Genomic DNA, 18,827 nt, shown 5'->3' on the forward strand with positions numbered 1-18,827 from the left:
AAACGCTCAGGCTGTGCTAAGCGTCAATCATGGGATTCGGGGTCTTCATTCATCGCTCAGATTCGATCTACGACGACAGCCCGGCAGAACAGTACCAGTTTCCAAGCCAATATCTTGGACGGGTGCGCGCCTGCCTTGGCGATTGGATTGTCTACTACGAGCCGCGCAAGGTTGCGGCGACGCGAGGCTATTTCGCTGTCGCCAAGGTGGCCGAGGTCATCCCAGATCCAAAGGCGCTGGGCATGTATCTCGCGCTCATCGAACCGGGCAGCTATCTTGACTTCGTCAATCCGGTTCCTTTCAGCGGAACAGAAGGTGTGGTTGAGCGCGGCGTTCTAAACGAAGAAGGCAAGATATCTGGCAGGGCCCAGTCTGCGGTGAGGCCTATTTCGAACGCCGACTTCAACCGTATCGTGGGCATTGGTCTTGACGAGCAAGAGCCAGAGTTGCCGCGGACCGGGGAATTGGACAGTAGGACCTCGGTTGAAGGACTGGGGGAAGGCGTTCAAACGCCGTTCGTATTCGAGCAAGAGCGCAACCGCGTCACACAGCTCTCGTCACGAATTGTTCGTGACCGATTGTTCCGCCGCCTCGTCGTTCAGGCCTACGACAAGCGCTGTGCAATCACTGGCTTGAAGCTCATCAACGGCGGTGGACGCGCCGAAGTCGATGCAGCGCACATACGGCCGGTTGAGGCGAAAGGGCCTGATATCCTGACCAATGGTATCGCTCTGTCCGGCACGGCGCACTGGATGTTCGATCGCGGCCTGATCAGCCTTTCCGATGACCTCGACATCTTGGTTTCCAGGCATGCCAACGATCCAGACAGCATTCAAGGGCTGATCAACAAGACTGGGCGGGCGATCGTGCCCACGCGGGCATTCGAGAGGCCGCATCCACATTTCCTGCGCTGGCATCGCGAGAATTGTTTCAAGCAATAATTCGTCGCCTTGGCTTTCAGTGGAGGAGAAGAATGACGGGGGACCCGCCATCATGCGCGTCGGAATATGAGAGGGAGCTAGCATGAACCGCAAGGAATTCGTCCAATCGCATGGCGCTGACTGCAAAAATTGGAACTGGAGCTGGTCTTTCGTCAATCATCGTGAGCGTTTTGTCATTTTTGGTATGTGGCAGAGCGAGCAGAAGAACCGGCTTGGCTGTATCCTCCGCAAGAACTGGGAGATCAGCGCTAAGGGACGCAAAAATAACGGATACGGCCAGGCTCTCGAGCATATCAGGCTCATTGAAGCCGAAGGCTACCGGCTTCAAACCTTCCCTATGCGAGGGGTGGCGAGAAACCCTCAAGAGGGAGAGCTTTCACCCGCAGCGATTGCTGAGTTTACCCCTGAACTGTCCGAAGGTCGGTTGGTTGTTCTCGCAGACGGCTGGTATGTGGACGTTGACCAGGATGTTTATGAAACGATCGCAGAGGTCATCGATTCCGATGATCCGGACAGCGGCTTTCGCGAAGGGGCGATGTTCACCGTGGTTGTCAACGGGTACGAGCGCAACGCCGACGCCCGTAAGGCCTGCCTTCGACACCATGGCCTAAGCTGCAAGGTTTGCGATGTCAATTTCGGCAACACTTATGGTGCTCTTGGCGAAGGATACATCCACGTGCACCACATCAAGCCCATTCACAAATGTGGTGGCGAATACATTGTCGATCCGATCGAGGACCTCATACCAGTGTGTGCCAACTGCCACGCGATGCTCCATCGCCGTAGTGAGCCACTGACGGTCGATGAGCTTAAAGCGATCTTAAGTGCTCAGAGGGCGAACGCCGCCGCCAGGAAGAGCCACACCGCAGACGATCTGGGAGGTGTGGACTCCCGACGACATGACCATGCCGGTAACGGTACTGCGTGTGAATCCGCTTAACCGGGCAGTGGACCTATGGCGGGTTCGTCAGTCGAGTCCGATTACCTTCGCCGGTGCAAAGGTCTGGAAACTCTTTACCCCGGAAATCATACCGGACTTGAAGAGAGGTGTGCTGACGGCCCCCTTCATCCAGCATTCCCTCTTTTTCTTGAGGTAGGTGAAGGCAGCACACCGGTCATTGTCGATGCAAGCCAGTCGGCACTGAAGTGGCGTCGCGTTCGTGATCGACGCGCGAACGCCGAGGTCGCCTCCAGGCAGATCGACATCCTCGAACAACGCCTTCTTTGGATCGATCGTACCCATGCTAAATGGCGTTGGGTCTGGATCAGCGCTCGCCAGGAATTTCCCAGAGATAGCGACCGAATTTCCATCCGCGCGACCTTCGTTTGCTTTCAGAAAGCAATTCGGTCCGCGCACAATCTTCGGATTGGCATTGAAGGTGAACGCTTTACAGGTGCCATTCATTTGCAGGCAGGTTGAAGCACATTCAACGACGTCGACCGTCCTCTTCGAAGCGAGGTCATCGCCAAACAGGTCAAGGCCAGTGTAGACGGCGATCCGCGTCGGCTTACGGGCGAACTCTTCAATTGCCGACAGCTTGTCAGTCTGACCGGGATCGATCGGCGAAGGGTTGGTAGCGGCCACTTGTTGGCTGTTTGGTTCAGGGGTGGGGACTGCGGTTGAGTTGGCCGTCGAGGGTGGTGCGCCCTCAAGACCGGCGGCCGGGGTTGTGGAGACCGGCTCGTTCGAAGCTGTCGCGACACCCTTGCTATTGAGCTTGTAGCGAATGATTTCTTCGCTCGAGAACACATGCATCTGCGACGGAGGCGTCTTGAACATCGTTGTCATGACTTCCGCCGGCGTATCAAAACGAGCGAGCATGTCGATGATATCGGAAATCGACAGCTGTGCGTTCACCAGGTCGTTCGTTTCACTGGAGATCTGGTGGACGCCAAGCTCACCGTCTACCTGGCGCTCGACACCCGCCATAAAGATAAAGGCGCAGGCGGAATAGCAACCTTTCCCTTTCGGGATAAAGGTGGAGAGGCGCCTCTCATGCACGTCGTCAGCAATCAGCAGTGCCATCTGGACAGCGCCGCCGACGCTGTCGAGCACCAGCAATCTGGCTTTCTGAGAAGCATGCAGCGCCCGCCTGAAATTCAAAGCGGAATAGAGGTCGATCTCGCCCGCGAGGGTGATGACGCTGGGGTCGCTCTCCTCGAATGAGAAGGGACCAAATTTCTTTGTGGCAGCGAGCGCTGGATTACCCACAAGCGAAAGGGCCAGGCAGAATGCCCATATGCGAATGAGGCCGAACGGAAAACTCGGCAAGATTGATACTCCCCTGCTCTGTTTATATTCAGAGAACATTGATCAAATTGAAGTTGCAACACAAAAAAGCCGCAACGGTTAACAGAGGGACGGGTCAAGGATCTCGATCGGAGATTTCCGTGTGTGTTTGAACGATAGTGCGGATAACGGTCACGAGCCCGGCTACTATTTCGTGGCTTGCCGTCTTCCAGAAAGCGTTAAATGATACAACCCAGGGGCGGGGAAGGATCATGCGACGATTTCTTGTTGGCGGGGGCGTAGCTGCAACATTGATCTATTGGCTCGGCACGAATAGCGGCGAGCGAGCGGCGGTCAATGAAACGCGGCTGCCTCCGGCAAGAATTGTTGTGGGGTCTGCGCCTCAGAAAGACAAGTCCTCTGCAACGGTTCAAAGCGCCGACACGGAAGTGATCGCCACGGTTTTCGTGCGCGGCAAGCGCGTCGCCTTACGAGAGGGACCGGGGAAAAAATTTCCGATCCTCGATCGCTACGATACCGGTCGGCCGGTCCGCTTACTGTCTGTCGACGGCGAATGGTCGTATGTCCAAGACGACCTTACACGGCGGGAGGGGTGGATCGCATCACATCTCCTGAGTTCCGACACGGAGCCAAAGCGCGACAAATCTGCATCCGGAGAGTCCTCCCGTGTAGAGCCAGGCAAAGTCCCGCGGATTTCCGATTCCGTGATCGTGCAGCGCATCATCGCCGAGTCGATCTCCGGTTATAGTGGCTCGTGCGCATGCCCGGAGAGTCGCGATCGCGCTGGGCGGCGTTGCGGGCGTAGGAGCGCGTATTCGAAGCCGGGAGGTGCTGCTCCAATCTGCTATCCCAGCGACGTCTCAAGAGCGATGATCGATGCGTTTCGCTCGCGATTGTAGGCTCTGCTATGGACGGCGCTCGGGGCCGCCAGCACTCGACGTTCACCGAGGGCCACGGGAATTCATGATCGATTGAACGCGGAAGTCCAGTGCGTGCCCTGCGAAGAAGACGTTAAACCGCGGCAGCGGCGCCTTCAACGAAGGACTTGTTCATTTGATGTTCGCGCTTTGTGCGTTTAGGATCGCATAATGTATCGAGCGGAACCGTTCATTGACCGGCAGTTCATGGGGTGTAGGCCAGCCGCCGCTCTCTAATTTCGAAAAGCGCTCGTCGCCATCTAGCCTCCGTGATGCTTTCCGCTCTGCAGCTGCGCCTGCGACTGTCATCTAACTTGCAGCCTATGCTGGAGAAAGTTCGGGACGATTGCAGGTGGTGGTTGCGGAGAAACATGCAACGTTTGGCCGAAGCCATGCGCGAGGCCGAGCAGGCGGTGCAGGAACTCGCCAAGGCCAGCCGGCGACTGTCGGCCATGACCATCCGCAGCCCGGAAACCGGAGTAGTCCAGGCATCGGCGATCACCACGATCGGACAGGTCCTGACACCGGGCACCGAACTGATGCGGATCGTGCCGAGCGAACAGAAACTGGAGATCGAAGCCTACTTGCCAAACCGCGACATCGGTTTTGTCGAGGCGGGGCACGAGGCCGTCATTAAGGTCGAGGCGTTCCCGTTCACCCGATACGGCATCCTGCACGGCAAGGTCTTGCGCATCGCCACCGATGCCATCCACGAACCGGACGCTCGACAGCTAGAAGAAATATCGTCTGGCAATCTGCAATCGACCGTTCCGGTCAGCAACGCCCAACGCGTCCAGAACCTCGTCTATCCTGTTATCCTCGAGCCGATTGAAACCGACATTCAGGTTGCTGGCAGAGCCGTTCCACTGGCACCAGGCATGACGGTGACGATCGAGATCAAGACCGGCCAGCGCCGCATTCTCGAATACCTGTTCTCGCCGCTGGCCGAGGTCGCGTCAGGGGCAATGAAGGAACGGTGAGAGTCATCAAATATTAATGACGATCAGGTGTTCGTTGCTGATCCTTTCGCCTCGCCGGTATAAACACAATGGCCGTGCAAACCGCCTTCAAATGGGGCTATCGAACAAAATCGCGCGACTCGGAATTTTTATCTTCATCGCTCTTTCGCTCTCCGGATGCGAGTGGCTTGGGTTCCGCAGCTGGACGTGGAACCAAAAATTGACCGTGACGGTCGATACGCCAAACGGTCCCGTTTCAGGCAGTTCCGTTACGGAAGTGGGGGTAACGATCCCGCCCGAATGGTGGGGTGTTGGTGACTTCAAAGGTGCCAGCAGCAGCTATGTGTCAGGAGAAGGCGTCGTCGTGGAGGTATCGGAGGGGAAGTATTTGTTCGCTCTTCTCTATGGGCATGACACCGCATACCGGGCCTTTGCTCTTCCTGCAACAAAGACGAAAACGACGGGAAATGTGTTTCAAGAATATGACCGACTGGAACGCTTGCGGGCGACACGCAGTCTGAAGCCTGAATGGTACCCCATGCTTTTGGCGTCGACCAATGACATTGATCGCGGCGATTTCGAGGAGGTCGGACCGGCAAACTTCTCAACGGTGTTCGGGCCGGGATACAGACTGCGCTCTATCGATATCTCGATCACGGATGAGGATGTCACGCACGGGGTCCTAGTCAAGTATCTTGGCTGGTGGGAAAACTACAAAGACGCAAACGGCAATAAGAAGATCCCAAGATATAGGAACGTCAGTCCTAGAGGTTGGGATAGTCTTGGTGAGCTGCATTTTTGGTCGCGAAAAAACATTCCTTGGTAGGATTTTACATGTCGGTTTCAAACGAATGTTCCGGGAGAACGGAACATTATGGCTAAGTGGTCTTTTGTTTTCGGAATTGTTTCAGCCGTAGGTATTTTGTTTGGTGTTTTCAGCTACCAGCGGGGCGACATTTTCGGATTTCGCTTCTGGTCGTGGCATCAGAAGCTAACGGTCACGGTTCAGTCGCCAAATGGACCGATTTCTTCAAGCGCCGTTGCCGCGGCATCTTGGGAAATGCCCCCGAGATGGTTCAAAATTGGTGACTCCGGGGGCTGGCACGGGGCGGGAAAAGTCCGAGGGGAGGCGATTTCTCTTGAGGTCAGCTCTGGCAAGTACCTGTTCGTTCTTCTGGATAACTATTCCGCGAACACAGCAATTTGGACATTTGCAGAGCCTACGCTTAATCCCGAACATCCCGACTCATACAAGCGCACGCTTGATCGATTGGAGGACACCCGGGAAATCCGCCGTCTGGCACCCAAACAATATCCGCTGCTAGTGACCTTCGTTGATGTTTCAAACCCGGCGAGCGTTCAATTGGTAGATCCGAGCAATCTAGCTGGCACTTTCGGTCCGGGTTATCGACTCCATTCAATTGCCCTCTCGATTACCGATGAACCAGTGACGGATGGCAATGTGGAGAGCGCCTTGCCGTGGTTGAAGCGAATAGGCCAGACGCGCCCGACGCTTATTCCCAATCCGCCGCTCTACCGCAAAGACGCCAAAAATCCCGATCTGCAATACCTAATGCCTGGCTCGTTCTCAACGGAGTTGTACCGATGACTGTTTCTCCGAGTCTTATGATGGCAATCCTGTCTATGGACTCTCTACATTCGTGGAGACGGAGCGGGGGTCAGGTCGACGACCAGTATGTTGGCAACGCTCTGACTATTGATCCAACCTCATGGGAACTGGCGCCGTAGAGAACGATGTGTGGCAGCCCGCTGGTTTTACGCCAGTGTACAATCGGGACTGTAGGACGGTTATCTGTTAGCGGTGCGCGCCTTACACCTTGACATGATCTTTTTGGCTACTTCGACAATTATCCCAGTTATTTAAGGTCGCAGCGATTTGCCTTACGCGCTCATCGAGTGGTTTAGAATTGCGCAGTAAAGTTCGGCCACATTGGTAGCGACGATTATGAGCTTGTGTTAGGAGCGAAAATGCGGAACGCCGTTCTGTCGTACATTGTTCTAGTTGTGGTCATCAACGGATCGCCCGTGCAAGCGCAGACGCGAATCTCATATGAGAAAGCACCGTACAATGACACAGTAATTCAATGCGGTGCGTTGTTCGCCTTACTTGCCGACGGCTATGAAGACGCGGGCGAGAAAGGTAAATTGGCCGAATATCGAGAGAAGTTCGCTAAGCAATTGAAGGCATCTGAGGAAGAATTTGAAAGCGTGGGGCGGCCCAAGCAAGAAGCGAAACAAATTTACCAGGAACGTCGCGGCATTCTGGCTACGATGGTGGAAAAAGATACCGAAATGACGGCGGGCCTCATCCGCTTCTGCGATCAAAAATATCCGCTCTAAGATCTTCCCACAGTGAAGGGGCAGACGCCATTTACCCAAGTTTTTTCCGTCTGCGCCGGATCAGTCATGCTTTAGCAGTTTGCGCGTTCAGGGTAGTAGAACGATAGCAGTTCACTGACCTGGCTCTGCTTCTGACCGTTGACGATGGCAGTGAGGTAATCAAAAGGATCGAGCGTTGAGCTTGCAAGTCTCGGGAAACAATGGTTGCCCAGTTCTCGGCTCCGGCACCATGCCCCGCCGAGCCGCTAAGCTCAGATGATCGTCACCTTCTTCCTAGGTCTTGTGGCAAAGCTGCGGTTTTGTTTGCCGGCTTCTCGACATCGCTCGCCATCCCTACGGCACCGCTGCGCTCCGTGTTGCTCGCGTTCTGGGCTCTTGAGTCACATAACGTATCGAGCGGGAAGGCTGTGATCGATTCGCTCATCACTCCAACGCAGAAAGCCGGTCGAGGGCCTCGTTGGGGTTGAACCGGAGTATCGCTGCGATTTCGAGAAGCTCTACAACATCCACACGGCGTTGGCCACTTTCGAGGCGGGCGACGAACGACTGATACTCGCCCAATTTGGCAGCGAGTTCCGTTTGCGTCAGGCCTGCGGCCTCACGCTTTTCAATTAACAGGGCGATTAGCGCCTTGTGCCTCGTCGTTCCAAGCGTTTTGGCCACAATGCCCACCTTGTTCAAGATGGGGTTTTCATCTATATCTGATTTTCAGTTATCTTAAATTCAGATAATCGTGAGTTGCCCGGCCTCACGACCCATGGAGCGATGTAATGGAACTTCGCCAACTGAGTTACTTCGTGGCAGTTGCCGAGGAGCTGCATTTCGGTCGGGCGGCGGCTCGGGTGTGTATCGCTCAGCCGGCGTTGAGCTGTCAGATCCAGTCACTGGAAAAGGAGCTCGGCGTGCAGCTGTTTATCCGCTCGACGCGGCGGGTGGAACTGACGAGGGCAGGGGCGGTCTTCTATGATCGCTGTATCCGGATCCTTGGCGACGTCGATCTGTCGGCCGAGATGGTGCGCTCGGTTGCCGGCAAGGCGGTGAGGAAGATCCGGATCGGGACGGTCTATCCGGCAACCATCGGCGTGCTGCCGGCGTTCCTGGCGCGCATCGGTCGCAAGTATCCTGATATCGAGCTGCACATTTCCAGTGGCTCGACCAACGACATCATTCGCGGGCTGGAAAACGGCCAGATCAATCTCGGCTTCATCCGCCCGGTCGAAAACATCGGTTCGCTCCGGTTCTTCTCGATCGCCCATGAGCGCTACCTGCTGGCGCTGGAGAAGAAGAGCGCGCTGCTCTCCCGAAGCGAGATCGACATTGAGGATCTTAAGGGCGAGAAGATCATCTCGTTCTCGCGGCAGAACCTCTCCTATACCGAGCGCTATTTCGCAGAGAAGTTCGAGGAGCATGATCTGGCTAAGAGCGTCGCCTATACCTGTGACGACACGTTCTCGCTGGTGTCGCTGGTTTCAGCCGGTCTTGGCATCGGCTTTGCGCCGGAATGGACGCTGGATCTGCCCAATCGCAATTTCGAGCTTCGTAAGGTGAGGGGAGTGGACTTCAGGATCGGGCTCGGTGTCGCCTGGTCGAAGGATGATCCTACGGCCGCTCGCGACGACATCATCGATATCGCTCGGTCGTTGGTCAGGGCGGGCAGGTGAGACGGGGGGAACTTAAGGGGCTGGACGTGAAAGTGAAGGGCGCAAGATGGACATTCCCATCACGAGCACCGCCTGTTGCAGGTCGGCGGCGACGACACGCTGATCGGCGGACCGGTTAGCGACATGTATGTTTTTTGAATAAGGGGACGGTCACGACAACAGTCCCGATCTAGAACAGACAAAAACTCAGCCAGGTTCGGCGCTCGCGCCGACGAAACAACCACTGCAGGCACTTTGCCGAATTCATTTTATGCGGCTCCGCCGCTCGATATCAGCGGTCACTGCGGCCGCTTCCCTACCGATCTCCCTAAGCAGGCCGGTGACCGGATTGTGGAAGCCGACGAAGTAAAGGCCGAGCTCGGCGGCTTGGCGAGTGACGCCGCTCTTGCCAGGCCACAATGCCGTCGGCAGGAACTTCGCGAAACCCGGCCGATAGCCGGTGGCGAAGATGACGCTGTCGAACTCCCCATGCTCACCGGAAACGAAAAGGGCACCACGCTCGGTGAAACGCTGGATGTCCGGTGCCACTTTGATGTTGCCGGATTTGATTGCTGCCACCGTGCCGACATCGATGACCGGGATACGTCCGGCGTTGATCTGCTCAAGAATGCCATGGTTCGGCCTGGCGATGCCATACCTTTCGAGCTTACCCAGCGCGAGGTCGAGGATGATGGGGAACAACCTGTCATTCACCGCTCGCGGCAGCGGTTGAGTTGCGATGCCGACGATCTGAATTGGCACGCCGAACAGCTGGCGCGGCACGATGTGGACGCCATTTCGTACCGACAGCGTCGGGCGGGCGCCGCGCTCGGCAAGGTCGAGCGCGATCTCCGCGCCAGTGTTACCCATGCCGACGACCAGAACCGACTGGCCAGCGAAGGGCGCAGCCTCAGTGTAATCAGCGCTGTGCAGTCGTCTACCCTTGAAAAGCTCCATTTCGGGTAGGCTGGGAACGAAGGGCTCGGCGTTGCTGCCGCTGGCGATCACGACGTGGCTTGCGTTGAAGGTCTCCGTTTCGGTCTCGAGCACGTAGCCATCCTCCTTGCGTCGGACGGACTTGACTGTCTCGCCGAAGCGCGGTCGTAGATCGAAACGCTCGGCATATGCGTCGAGATAGGCGACCATCTTCTCGCGCGGCACATAGCGCGGATAATCCTGCGGGAATGGCGCGTGCGGCAGCGCGGAGAAAGCCTTCACCGTATGCAGGTGCAGCCGCCGGTAGTGACGCCGCCAGGCCGGGGCGATCTCATGCGCCATCTCAAGGATGACGAAATCGAGCGCCGCCCGTCTTAGGCAGGCGCCGACCGCAAGGCCGGCCGGCCCCGCTCCGACAATGACGACATGGGTATCCACGCGATGGTCGCTCCTAAGATGGAGTCTAATTTGACTGGGGTCGGCGGACAAGTAGGAGGGGGCGCCGTCTCCCGGCATACCCCTACTGCATTGCCTGGGCAGCGTTTCCATGCTTTCGGCGAAACGTTGTATTGGGGCGGACCTTGGCAAACTGCGAGAAACTGATCGGAGTAGCCGTATGAGGGTTCTCTTAGTCTCACGATGTGAAGTTCTTAAACGGCATCTTAGGTTCGATCCCGTTTAAGGCGAGGAATAGGGAGATCGCCATAAACCCTAGAGTATCAACGATTTCCCGGCGCCTTCTCGGAGCTTGCTCCACCTGGCCGTTGATCGGTCAGCGTTCGAAACACGGTCAATTGTGACTTGAATGCTAATGCGGACAGCCGCGGCTGGCGAAACTGCCGCCTCACGACCAAAGGGAACATTTGCAACAGAATTAGACAACTGGCAGAGGATGCCTGCGTCTGCGCATTTGTCGGAGCAGATGTGGAACAGCGTAGATGCCGGGTTCCTTCTCGCGTGCATGCACCGTGAATTTCTTGCTCAAATACTCAGCCCTCGAGGCAGCGATCGGACGATGACTTTTCTACCTCGCATGCAAAACACAATCGACGGCTTCACTATCACGGCCAGCGACTCGCGGTCCTGGAGCGGTGCCAGTGTCACCATCTGGGACGTGGCGTGTGCGCCTTCGGTAGGGGGCTCTTATCTTGGGGACGATCCGCGTCTGTTCATCGTGCTCGATGCTAGAGGTGGGCCACGGGGAATGCGCATGACGCTCAGGAATGGCCGGACGTTCTCCAGCCCCATCGAGAGGCCAACCGTCTCCTACATACCCGCCCATCTGGAGCTGGAACTCGAGGTTATCGATCAAACTTTTCTTCGCCATCTCGATGTCCATTTCAAGCTCGACGTTCTGCTCGGACAATTTGGCGACGACATCGATCCCGACCGCATCAACACGCCTCGCCTGCTGATGGACGATCACCGCCTGATCGGGCTCGCTAGGCTGATCGCGGAGGAGTTCAACAACCCTGAACCCTTGCATGGGCTCTATGGCGATGGCCTTTGCCTGGCGTTGATCATCGGCGCCCTGAACATGGAGATCTCCAGCCAGTCCAAACGCAGCGGGCTTACCGACTGGCAGTTGCGACGGACGCTCGAGTTCATCGAGGCCAACTGCCAACGTCCCATCCGCCTGCAAGAACTGGCCGATCTCACCGGGCTGTCACCTTCGCTTTTCAGTCACGCCTTTAAGGCGACGACCGGCGTGACGCCGCACCAGTGCCAGATCAATGCAAGGCTCGGAAAGGCAAAGGAACTGCTGGTTGCCGGTAAGTTGCCGCTGCGGGCGATAGCTGCTGAAGCCGGGTTCACGGACCAAGCCCACTTCACGCGCATTTTCCGGACGGTCGAGGGAACGACACCGGCGCGCTGGCGCCAGACAAAGATGCTCTGACGGCTCCGCCGCGACTTGGATGAGTTGCCTGTGCATCTCTCCAAACCCGTACAACGGCGGCCGGAAAGGTACAATCCTCACTCAATAAGTTGACTTATTTGCTCATCTTCAAGGTCGACTACCGCAGATCGGCCAGCGCAATCGGGATGATGCAGATGAACGGTATGAAAAGACACTCAGTCACGCGGGCATGGGGGCGAAGCCTTTTGGCCAGCGTGGCGGTCGTCGTCGGAACGGCCCCGGCGGCAGCGCGAGACCATACACCAGCTACCGAGCTGGAAGCCATCGTCGTCAGCGGTACTGTGCTCGGAGATGACGGTCGCGGGGCAGTCGATGGTTACCTGGCCAAGACCTCGCGTGTTGGCACCAAGACCTCCACGCCGCTGTCGAAAGTAGCGCAGTCGATCAGTGTTGTCGGCAGCAAACAGATCAGCGACCAGGGCTCCACCACGGTGATGGAGGCGTTGCGCTATACGCCGGGCGTGCGCTCGGACTCCTATGGTGCCGACCAGCGCAATGAGTGGTTCCTGATGCGCGGTTTCGTGGGCGAGACCAGCGGCATGTTCCTCGACGAATTGCAACTGACGACATACGGGTTCGCCACGTGGAAGATGGATCCGTGGTTGCTCGAACGCGTCGAGGTGGTGCGCGGCCCCTCCTCCGTCCTTTATGGCGGCAGCACCCCGGGCGGCATCCTCAACATGGTTTCGAAGCGGCCGACCGGACAAAGCGGCGGCGAGGCTTTCACAACGGTCAACAGCCATGGTCATGTCACGGCAGGTGTGGATGTCGAGACGTCAGACGAAGAGGGCGTCTTTTCGGCTCGCTTCGTCGGCCTTGGCGCCAAGGGCGCAACCGAGGTCGATTTCAGCGACAACGACCGCCTGGCAATCGCACCGAGCATTATCTGGAGCCCGACGGATGAAACGCGGCTGGAAATCTATGGCAACTACCAGCGCATGGACACCAACGGCCAGAATTTTTTGCCCTATGTCGGGACCGTCGTCGACGCTCCGATCGGCCGGATCCCGCGTGACTTCTTCTCCAGCGACCCTGCGGTGGATGAGCATCTTCGCCGCCAGGGGATGGTCGGATATCGCTTCGAGCACAGCTTCGACAACGGGCTGACGGTACGCCAGAATGCCCGCTATGGCCGTGTCGCGGTCGATTTCACGACGCTCTACGGCGCGGGCTGGGCGCCGCCGACCGACGGCCGCGAAAGGCTGAACCGCTACTGGTTCGGCAGGTACGAGCGTGCTCGTGTTGGCAACATCGATACACAGGCGGAGTTCGCTCTTTCGACGGGTGCCATCGAGCACACTATCCTCGCCGGCGTCGACTATCGCGTTTCCCGTCACGAGCAGGCGGGATTCTGGATGCCGGCGCCGCCGATCGACGTCGTTGCGCCCATCTATCGCGAACCCCTCAAGCGTCCCACCCCGCAGGCGGAAGATACCACCACGAACACTCAGCTCGGCGTCTACCTCCAGGACCAAATGGAGTTCGGTGCGTGGAATGCCGTGCTCGGCGGGCGCTATGACACGGTCTGGTCACGGTGGCGGACCCCACAAGGTGCCCAAACCCGTGGGATCGATGGCGCCTTCTCGGGTCGCGCCGGATTGATGTACCATTTCGACAATGGCGTCTCCCCCTATGTCAGCGTCTCAAGCTCGTTCGTGCCGGCAGTCGGGACGGACACGGTGACCGGACGGCCCTTCGAACCCGAAACCGGACTGCAATACGAGGCAGGAGCGAAGATCACGCCGGCCGGCTTGGACAATACCTCAATCAATCTTTCCGTGTTCGACCTCACCCGCAACAACGTTGCGACGGGCGACGGTCTCGGCAACTACCGTCAGCTTGGCGAGGCCCGCTCGCGCGGCCTCGAGATGGAAGCAATCGCCGAATTGACCCCGTCCCTCTCCCTCATCGGCGCCTATACCTGGTACGATATGAAGATCACCGACGGCACCCCCGATGAGATAGGCAAACTGCCAACGGGCGTGCCGCAGCAGTTCGGCAGTTTATGGGTGAACTACGCTTTTACCGGCGAAAAGACCGAGGGGCTGTCAGTTGGCGGCGGCGTGCGCTGGATGGGCAAATCCTTTGCCGACGTAAAGAACACGCTGGTGGTGCCGAGCTATACCGTCGTCGATGGCGCGCTTCGCTACGAGAAGGAGCGCTTTTCGCTTGCACTGAACGTCAACAACCTTTTCGACGAGCAATATGTCGGAGGCTGCGCCAGTCCGACCGCGTGCTACTACGGCAAGGGGCGTGAATTCCAACTGACGTTGAGCACGAAGTGGTGAGGCCCCTGGTCGCGACAGCACATGAGCGATGATAGGCTGGCAGCGGAACGACCAGTGGGCCGCAATACGAACACGAGCCGCCGGGACAAGATGTGCCGGCGCCGTGCTCTGATCCTGCAGCCGGCGAGCGGGGAAGTCGATCCGGTCCAGTCGTACCTTCGGCTTCACAAGCTTACTGACGCTTGCTCGGCACGCGTTTTTCAAACCTCGATGATGTCCTGGATAAAGTACGGCTCAAACATCCGCTGTTCACGATCAAGGGCTGACAGGTGCCGTACGCTGCAGCGCAAGATCGCCGAGCCACGGTAGCCCGGCGGTCTTGCGTTGGATGAAGGAATGGTGGTCCGAGAGGTGAGGGGGCTCCATTCTCTGCCAAGCCCGGCAAAGCGTACTAGCGATGAAATGCCGGCGACGCAAAGCCGCTTAACCCGCGACACCTTCAGCGATATCGCTGCGCACGCCCGCGGACCGCTGGATGCCCTTTGACTTCTTGCGCCCGCACTCAGCGTTCAACAGCCACATCATGAGGCAAGGCAGGAGTAGAAGCGTCAATACTGTCGCACTCGCCAAGCCGCCGATAATCGCGAATGCCATCGGTCCCCAGAAGATCTGCGAGGCGATAGGTATCATTCCGAGAATTGCGGCACAGGCGGTCAGCACGATCGGCCGAGCCCTGTGGACGGATGCCGCCACGACAGCGTTCAGTGGGGACATGTCACGGGCGACGTTTTCGTCCACCTCCTGAATGAGGATGACCGCGTTGCGGATAATCATGCCGGCGAGAGCAATCACGCCCAGCTGTGCGACAAAACCCATTGGCGTGCCCGTCGGAAGCATGGCGGCAACGACACCGATGAGGCCGAACGGTGCCATGAGGACTGCGAGAGCGGTCCGAGTGAAGCTCTGAAGCTGCAGCATGAGAAGTGCCAATATGACGACCAACATGACCGGAACGACGGCGAACACCGAAGAGTTGCCCTTTTCAGCTTCCTCGACGGTTCCGCCGGTCTCAATGGCGTAGCCGAGTGGAAGTGAGGCACGCAATTCGTCCAATCGGTCACTGATCGCCAGATCTACCGATGCGGCCTGCGCCCCTTCGGCGACATCCGCCTGGACAACGATCATCGGTTTGCCCTTTTGCCTCCAGATGATCGGATCCTCCAATCCGTAGGCGACAGTGGCAACCTGGCGCAGCGGGACTGCGGTCCCGTTGGACGTCCGCAGGGTCATGTTGTCGAGCGTGGCGATCGATGTCCTGTCGGCAGAAACGCCTTTTAGGACGACGTTGACGAGCCTGTCGCCATCACGGATCGCGGTCACGTCGGTCCCTGCAAACGTCGCTGCGATCTCGCTGGCGATCGACTCCGAACTCATGCCGAGTGCACGCGCCTCGATCTGGTTGACAAGAACGGTAACGTTTTTTTGCGGTTCGCCGGCGGTCATGTTGATGTCACGCGTGCGGCGATCCTCGCCGGCGATATTGGCCACCTGGAGCGAAATCTCGCGCACCTTGGCATAGTCGGGACCCAGAACCCGGTACTTGAGCGGCCAACCGACCGGCGGGCCAAGCTCGAGCGGCGACACGCGCGTAACGATATCCGAGAAGTCAGAAGCCAAGACCGCCTCAAGGCGTTTTCTAAGGTCGTCTCGTTCCTCCACACTCTTTGCCACGACCACAAACTCCGAGACGTTGTCGTTGTCGAGAAGCAGGTCCATCGGAAGGTAGAACCGTATTGATCCGGACCCGACATAGGTCGTGAACTGATGCACGCTCGGGTCTGCCCCCATAACGGCTTCGAGCTGCCGTGCACGTTGTTCCGTCGCGTCGCGAGATGCATTCTGCGGAAGCGTCAGGCTGACAAGGAGTTCGGCGCGATCAGATGCCGGGAAGAACTGTTCTTCCAGTTTAGTCGATCCAAACAGCGAAAGTGAAAAAAGCACAAGTGCCGTTCCAAGCGTGAGCCAGCGATGGTTCAGCGACCAGCCGAGGAGGCTGCGATAGGCATTCAGGATTCGACCGTTGCCGTGGTTCTGGTGAGCTATGCGGTCCGGCAAGATCCAGATTCCGATGAGGGGCGAAAACAGGACCGCGACGACCCAAGAAGCAACGAGCGCAATGAGCACCACCATAAACAGCGAGAAAGTGTATTCCCCGGCGCTCGAAGCGGCAAAGCCGATCGGAATGAAACCGGCGATCATCACGAGCGTGCCCGTGAGCATCGGAAAGGCCGTGGTTTCGAAGGCGAAGCTGGCCGCGGACGACTTGCTGTCGCCGTGCTCGAGCCGAGACACCATGGCTTCGACCGTGATCATGGCGTCGTCGACGAGCAAACCAAGGGCGATGATCAGAGCGCCGAGAGAAATGCGCTGCAGACCGATGCCCGCCATGTCCATACCCAAGAAGGTGATCGCGAGGACCAAGGGAATGGAAGCGGTGATGACAAGACCGGCACGGGTGCCAAGGGTCACGAACGACACCGCGAGGACGATAATGATGGCTTCGATCAGCACCTTCACGAACTGCCCGATGGCGTCCTTGACGACGGAAGCTTGGTCTGCGACCTGCTGGACTTCGATGCCATGCGGCAGCTTCGCCGCAACGGCCGCCATCGTGGACGTGAGGGCTTCGCCGAAGGTAAGCAGGTTACCGCCTTCGGCCATGGAGATGGCGAGCGCGATGACTGGAACGCCGTTGACGCGGACGGAAGGTGCAGGTGGGTCGACGACACCGCGAGATATGTCGGCGACATCCTCCAGCCTGATGTAGCGGCCTTCGACATGAATCGTGAGGTCGCGCAGGCTCTCCTCCGACGTGAAGGCACCGCTCACGCGCAGCGAGATCTTTTCTTCGCCAGTCCGGACGACCCCTGTTGGCGCGACCGTATTCTGAGCGCGGATCGCATCGATCATCTCCGTCGGGCCAACGCCCCAGCCGGCAAGCTTCGCCGACGAGAATTCGATGACGATCTCTTCTTCCTGAACTCCGAGAACATTGACCTTGCCGACATCCGGAAGCGTCAGGATCTCAGCGCGGACGCCGTCCACCTGATCGCGCAGTTCCCTCGACGAATGGCCTTCGGTTGAGAATGCGTAGATTATCCCGTAGGTATCGCTGAATTCGTCGTCAAAAAAAGGCCCTTGAACGCCTTCCGGAAGCGTACCAGCAACGTCGCCGATCTTTTTCCGCACCGTGTACCAGATCTCCTTGACCTTGGCGGGAGGTGTGTCGTCGCGAAGGTTGACCATCACGACCGATTGGCCAGCGCGCGTGTAGCTTTGCGTGTAGTCGAGAAAGGGCGTCTCGTTCAGCTTCTTTTCAATCTTGTCCGTCAGCAAATTGACGGTATCGCTCACATTTGCGCCCGGCCAGGCCGCGGTCACGACCATTGTCTTGATCGTGAACGGTGGGTCCTCGCTGCGCGAGAGCCTCAGGTAGCTCCATGTGCCGCCGAGCATGACGGCAATCATCAGAAAGACGATGAGTGACTGCCGCTGAAGGGCCCAAGCAGAGAGGTTGAAGTTCTTCGTAGATGGAGTGGCACTCATCGGCCTGCGTCCTTCTCGATGACGACCGCTTCGCCGTCACGCAATTTGCTCACGCCGGCAATCGCGACGAGCTCGCCATCGGTCAACCCATGTGAAATTAGAACCGACGTTCCCGTGTAACGCTCCGCCGTGACGGCTCGGCGCTTAACTGTGTTCGTGTCGCGCTCCACCACGAAGACTGCACTTCCGGTGCGATCCTGCGTGATCGCGGACGACGGTATGGAGATCACCTGCTTTGGTGACAGCACCACTTTTCCGCGAACTGCGGCTCCGAAGGGCATATTCCTTCCGCTGGCGTCCAACCCGATCTTGAGCCGGTAGGTGCGCGTTGCAGGGTCGGCAGAGGGCGTGACCTCCCGGATAGCCCCCTTTGCCGTAACCGACGGATCAGATACCAGCGACACAGAAACGGTCGGAACGTTTTCTTTGAGCTGCAACAACTGAGCGGGAATGTCGAAAACGGCATCGCGCTCAGTTTCGGAGATCAGGGTAACAACCATTTGGCCGGCACTGACGACCTGGCCCTGGTTTGATCCCACCGCCGAGATCACGCCATCATATGGGGCCCGAAGTTCGGTGTAGGACAGGGTCTGTTCGGCGCTTGCAAGCCCGGCTTGCGCTGCGGCGAGCTTTGCTTCGGCGGTCGAACGGGTCGCATCTGCCTGCTGCAACTGCGCTTTCGATGCGGTGTTTTTCTCGAACAGGTTTCGGGTCCGCTCGGCGTTCAACCCTGCAAATTCAAGCTCCGCATTCGCATTCGCAAGGTCGGCGCGGGCGGCAAGAACGCCGTTGACGCTCGGACCACGCTCGAGCTTTGCAAGAACGTCGCCAGCCTTCACCAACGAACCATTTTCGACCCGGAACTCCACTTGGCCGTGCAGCCGAAAGCTCAACGCCGTTTCGAGACGGGGACGAACCTCGCCGGTCTGCTCAACTGTTTCTCCGGCCTCATGAAATTGCACTGCCACGGCGCGCAAAGGCCGTGCCGGCCTTTGCGCCTCCGACTCGTCCGAGCATCCTGCAAGAATAGCCGCCCCAAGCGAGAGAAAGCCAACAATAAAGAGCCGCAT

General features: G+C 58.1%; 15 protein-coding genes. 10 read left to right on the forward strand and 5 right to left on the reverse strand.

Annotated features, from left to right (window positions below; all coding sequences use genetic code 11):
• The first annotated feature begins 29 nt into the window (after window positions 1–29).
• Both RTP54_RS23905 and RTP54_RS23910 read left to right on the forward strand, forming a co-directional pair.
• On the forward strand, window positions 30–941 hold the full coding sequence (locus tag RTP54_RS23905) for an HNH endonuclease (protein ID WP_312366062.1): 912 nt from the start codon (window positions 30–32) through the stop codon (window positions 939–941).
• Window positions 942–1,023: 82 nt separating this feature from the next.
• Complete coding sequence (locus RTP54_RS23910) at window positions 1,024–1,881, forward strand: HNH endonuclease (RefSeq protein ID WP_312366063.1); 858 nt, start codon at window positions 1,024–1,026, stop codon at window positions 1,879–1,881.
• A 27-nt stretch (window positions 1,882–1,908) separates the two neighbouring features.
• On the opposite strand, the gene RTP54_RS23915 is transcribed toward RTP54_RS23910, so the two are convergent.
• Entirely contained in the window at window positions 1,909–3,213 is a 1,305-nt protein-coding gene (locus RTP54_RS23915) for a PAN domain-containing protein (protein WP_312366064.1), read from the reverse strand.
• A gap of 230 nt (window positions 3,214–3,443) precedes the next feature.
• Here RTP54_RS23915 and RTP54_RS23920 point away from each other — a divergent pair, with 230 nt between their 5' ends.
• The 5 genes from RTP54_RS23920 to RTP54_RS23940 all read left to right on the forward strand — a co-directional run bounded on the left by RTP54_RS23920 (window position 3,444) and on the right by RTP54_RS23940 (window position 7,429).
• Window positions 3,444–4,091, forward strand: coding sequence for an SH3 domain-containing protein (locus RTP54_RS23920; protein ID WP_312366065.1), 648 nt, complete (start codon window positions 3,444–3,446; stop codon window positions 4,089–4,091).
• A gap of 290 nt (window positions 4,092–4,381) precedes the next feature.
• Window positions 4,382–5,089, forward strand: coding sequence for an HlyD family efflux transporter periplasmic adaptor subunit (locus RTP54_RS23925; RefSeq protein WP_312366067.1), 708 nt, complete (start codon window positions 4,382–4,384; stop codon window positions 5,087–5,089).
• Window positions 5,090–5,123: 34 nt separating this feature from the next.
• Window positions 5,124–5,894: a hypothetical protein gene (locus RTP54_RS23930; RefSeq protein ID WP_312366068.1), complete on the forward strand. Its 771-nt coding sequence runs from the start codon at window positions 5,124–5,126 to the stop codon at window positions 5,892–5,894.
• 48 nt (window positions 5,895–5,942) lie between these two features.
• Window positions 5,943–6,677 carry a hypothetical protein gene (locus tag RTP54_RS23935; RefSeq protein WP_312366069.1) on the forward strand — a complete coding sequence of 245 codons (735 nt, stop codon included), beginning with the start codon at window positions 5,943–5,945 and terminating at the stop codon, window positions 6,675–6,677.
• 380 nt (window positions 6,678–7,057) lie between these two features.
• Complete coding sequence (locus tag RTP54_RS23940; protein WP_312366070.1) at window positions 7,058–7,429, forward strand: hypothetical protein; 372 nt, start codon at window positions 7,058–7,060, stop codon at window positions 7,427–7,429.
• Between the two features lie 423 nt (window positions 7,430–7,852).
• On the opposite strand, the gene RTP54_RS23945 is transcribed toward RTP54_RS23940, so the two are convergent.
• Window positions 7,853–8,092, reverse strand: a complete 240-nt coding sequence (locus RTP54_RS23945) for a multiprotein-bridging factor 1 family protein (protein WP_409517203.1) — start codon at window positions 8,090–8,092, stop codon at window positions 7,853–7,855.
• A gap of 107 nt (window positions 8,093–8,199) precedes the next feature.
• On the opposite strand from RTP54_RS23945, the gene RTP54_RS23950 reads away from it, so the two are divergent.
• On the forward strand, window positions 8,200–9,090 hold the full coding sequence (locus RTP54_RS23950) for a LysR family transcriptional regulator (protein ID WP_312366071.1): 891 nt from the start codon (window positions 8,200–8,202) through the stop codon (window positions 9,088–9,090).
• 243 nt (window positions 9,091–9,333) lie between these two features.
• Here RTP54_RS23950 and RTP54_RS23955 read toward each other — a convergent pair whose 3' ends face one another.
• Entirely contained in the window at window positions 9,334–10,443 is a 1,110-nt protein-coding gene (locus tag RTP54_RS23955) for an NAD(P)/FAD-dependent oxidoreductase (protein WP_312366072.1), read from the reverse strand.
• 577 nt (window positions 10,444–11,020) lie between these two features.
• Here RTP54_RS23955 and RTP54_RS23960 point away from each other — a divergent pair.
• Entirely contained in the window at window positions 11,021–11,902 is an 882-nt protein-coding gene (locus RTP54_RS23960; protein ID WP_312366073.1) for an AraC family transcriptional regulator, read from the forward strand.
• Window positions 11,903–12,066: 164 nt separating this feature from the next.
• On the forward strand, window positions 12,067–14,211 hold the full coding sequence (locus RTP54_RS23965; RefSeq protein ID WP_312366074.1) for a TonB-dependent siderophore receptor: 2,145 nt from the start codon (window positions 12,067–12,069) through the stop codon (window positions 14,209–14,211).
• A gap of 423 nt (window positions 14,212–14,634) precedes the next feature.
• Here RTP54_RS23965 and RTP54_RS23970 read toward each other — a convergent pair whose 3' ends face one another.
• Both RTP54_RS23970 and RTP54_RS23975 read right to left on the reverse strand, forming a co-directional pair.
• Window positions 14,635–17,757 carry an efflux RND transporter permease subunit gene (locus RTP54_RS23970; RefSeq protein ID WP_312366075.1) on the reverse strand — a complete coding sequence of 1,041 codons (3,123 nt, stop codon included), beginning with the start codon at window positions 17,755–17,757 and terminating at the stop codon, window positions 14,635–14,637.
• Window positions 17,754–18,827: an efflux RND transporter periplasmic adaptor subunit gene (locus RTP54_RS23975; RefSeq protein WP_312366076.1), complete on the reverse strand. Its 1,074-nt coding sequence runs from the start codon at window positions 18,825–18,827 to the stop codon at window positions 17,754–17,756. Before RTP54_RS23975 ends, RTP54_RS23970 begins: the two co-directional genes overlap by 4 nt.

The organism is Ensifer sp., from assembly GCF_031989085.1.
In the GTDB taxonomy this organism is placed as follows: Bacteria; Pseudomonadota; Alphaproteobacteria; order Rhizobiales; family Rhizobiaceae; genus Ensifer.

Coding starts and splice junctions, on each gene's coding strand:
- RTP54_RS23905 (WP_312366062.1), top strand. CDS start 30: ATGGGATTCGGGGTCTTCATTCATCGCTCAGATTCGATCTACGACGAC.
- RTP54_RS23910 (WP_312366063.1), top strand. CDS start 1,024: ATGAACCGCAAGGAATTCGTCCAATCGCATGGCGCTGACTGCAAAAAT.
- RTP54_RS23920 (WP_312366065.1), top strand. CDS start 3,444: ATGCGACGATTTCTTGTTGGCGGGGGCGTAGCTGCAACATTGATCTAT.
- RTP54_RS23925 (WP_312366067.1), top strand. CDS start 4,382: ATGCTTTCCGCTCTGCAGCTGCGCCTGCGACTGTCATCTAACTTGCAG.
- RTP54_RS23935 (WP_312366069.1), top strand. CDS start 5,943: ATGGCTAAGTGGTCTTTTGTTTTCGGAATTGTTTCAGCCGTAGGTATT.
- RTP54_RS23940 (WP_312366070.1), top strand. CDS start 7,058: ATGCGGAACGCCGTTCTGTCGTACATTGTTCTAGTTGTGGTCATCAAC.
- RTP54_RS23950 (WP_312366071.1), top strand. CDS start 8,200: ATGGAACTTCGCCAACTGAGTTACTTCGTGGCAGTTGCCGAGGAGCTG.
- RTP54_RS23960 (WP_312366073.1), top strand. CDS start 11,021: ATGACTTTTCTACCTCGCATGCAAAACACAATCGACGGCTTCACTATC.
- RTP54_RS23965 (WP_312366074.1), top strand. CDS start 12,067: ATGAAAAGACACTCAGTCACGCGGGCATGGGGGCGAAGCCTTTTGGCC.
- RTP54_RS23970 (WP_312366075.1), bottom strand. CDS start 17,757: ATGAGTGCCACTCCATCTACGAAGAACTTCAACCTCTCTGCTTGGGCC.
- RTP54_RS23975 (WP_312366076.1), bottom strand. CDS start 18,827: ATGCGGCTCTTTATTGTTGGCTTTCTCTCGCTTGGGGCGGCTATTCTT.